Source organism: Micromonospora sp. NPDC049201 (assembly GCF_055586805.1).
Map to the genome: position 1 here is coordinate 1 of NZ_JBVJHM010000037.1, position 2,578 is coordinate 2,578.

1 protein-coding gene is annotated in these 2,578 nt (G+C 69.9%); it reads right to left on the reverse strand.

Features of this window, described 5'->3' with window-relative positions; translation table 11 throughout:
* Positions 1–2,578: type I polyketide synthase (locus tag ACZ6O5_RS31225; protein WP_465981915.1), on the reverse strand; the 2,578-nt coding region annotated here is incomplete at both ends.

The following is a 2,578-nucleotide window of genomic DNA, read 5'->3' on the forward strand; positions in this document are numbered from 1 at the left end:
TCGCCGACAACAACCACGGCACCACCCCACCGGCCGGCAGCGGGACCGCCGGCGGCTCCTGGCCAGAGCCCGCCGGGTCAGCCGATGCGACCTGCGGCAGTTCGATCGGTTCGGCTTCTTCGAGGATGAGGTGGGCGTTGGTGCCACTGATCCCGAACGACGACACCCCAGCCCGCCGCGGCCGGCCGTTGACAGGCCATGGCGTGGCCTCGGTCAGCAGCCGCACCGACCCGGTCGACCAGTCCACATGCGTGGACGGCTCGTCCACGTGCAGCGTCTTGGGCATCAGGCCGTGCCGCATCGCGAGGACCATCTTGATGATCCCGGCGACGCCCGCGGCTGCCTGGGTGTGGCCGATGTTCGACTTCACCGACCCCAACCGCAACGGCTGGTTTGCGGGCCGGTCCTGGCCGTACGCGGCGATCAGCGCCTGCGCCTCGATCGGATCACCCAGGGTGGTGCCCGTGCCGTGCGCCTCCACCACGTCCACGTCGGCCGGCGTCAGCCGCGCGTTGGCCAGAGCCTGGCGGATCACCCGTTGCTGCGACGGCCCGTTCGGGGCACTCAACCCGTTGGAGGCGCCGTCCTGGTTGACCGCGCTGCCCCGCACCACCGCCAACACCTGATGCCCCCGCCGACGGGCATCGGACAGTCGTTCCAACACCAGGATTCCGACGCCCTCACCCCAACCCGTACCGTCCGCGGCGTCCGCGAACGGTTTGCACCGCCCGTCGGCGGCCAACCCGCCCTGGCGGGAGAACTCCACGAACGCGCCCGGCGTGGCCATCACCGTCACACCACCGGCCAGGGCCATCGAACACTCACCCGAGCGCAACGCCTGCGCCGCGAGATGCACCGCGACCGCTGATGACGAACACGCCGTATCCACCGACACCGCCGGGCCCTCCAAACCCAGGGTGTACGCCACCCGCCCCGACATCACACTCGCCGCATTACCGGTCAGCAGATGTCCCTCGCTGCCGGTCTGCGCGTCACCGATCATCGAGATGTAGTCCTGACCGCTGGTGCCCACATACACACCGGTGTCCGACCCGCGTAACCCGGACGGGTCGATCCCCGCCCGCTCCAACGCCTCCCAGGAAACCTCCAACAACAACCGCTGCTGCGGATCCATCGCCACAGCCTCCCGCGGACTGATCCCGAAAAACCCCGCATCGAACAACGCCGCACCAGTGAGAAACCCACCCTGCCGGACGTAACTGGTCCCCGACCGCGCCGGATCCGGGTCATGCCCGGCATCCCAACCCCGGTCCACGGGGAAACCACCCATTGCGTCGACGCCCTCGAACAGCAGCTGCCAGAACCCGTCCGGGTCGTCAACTCCACCCGGATACCGGCACCCCATCCCCACAATCGCCACCGGCTCATCAACACCCGCACCCACCGCCACCGGCGCGACGGCCACGGCAGCGTTCTTGCCAAGCAGCAGGTCCATTAGATGGCCGGTCAACACCTGCGGGGTGGGATGGTCGAAGACCAGCGTGGCCGGCAACGACAGCCCAGTCGCGGCGGCCAACCGGTTACGCAACTCCACCGCGGTCAACGAGTCGAAGCCGAGCTCGCGGAACGCTCGATCAGGTGCGACCGCCTGAGCACTGTCGTGACCAAGGGCTGTAGCCGCGTGGGTACGCACCAGTTCCAGGACTGTCCGCTGGCGTTCCTCAACTCCCACAGCCGCCAGCCTGGCGGCCAGATCCACCGGCCTATCGGCGGTCGACGCCGCCCGGCGGGCGGAGCTACCAGCCAACGTCCGCCACACCGGTGGCACACCACCAGCCCCGGTGCGACGCAGCGCGGCAAGGTCCACCCGCATCGGCACGAGTTGCGGCTGGTCGGTGCGTATTGCCGTGTCGAACAGTGCCAGGCCCTGCTCGGAGGAGAGGGGAAGGATGCCGGCGCGTCGCATCCGGTCCAGGTCGGCCTCGTCGAGATGCCCGGTCATCGCCGACTGCGGGGCCCACAGCCCCCACGCCAACGACTGCCCAACCAGACCCGCGGCCTGCCGCCGTAGCGCCAGGGCGTCCAGGACCGCGTTGGCCGCGGCGTAGTTTCCCTGTCCCGGTGATCCGAGCGTGGCCGCCGCCGACGAATACACCACGAACAACCCGAGATCCGCATCCCGGGTCAGCTCATGCAGCCACCACGCCGCGTCGGCCTTCGCCCGCAGCACCGTCTCCAGCCGCTGCGGCGTCAACGCCTCAACCACCCCGTCGTCGAGGACGCCGGCGGTGTGCACCACCCCGACCACCGGATGCTCCACCGGCACCCCCGCCAACACCGCCGCCAGCGCGTTCCGGTCAGCGACATCACACGCCGTCACGCGCACCCGCGCACCCAGCTCGGTCAACTCACCGACCAACTCCGCCGCCCCGGCCGCGTCGGGGCCGCGCCGGGACAACAACACCAGGTGCCTGACTCCGTGTGTGGTGACCAGATGCCGGGCCACCAATCCACCCAACACCCCGGTCCCACCAGTGACCACCACCGTGCCACCCGCATCCAGACCGGCCGGTAGCCGCAGCACGACCTTGCCCACATGGCGGGCCGCCTGCAGGTA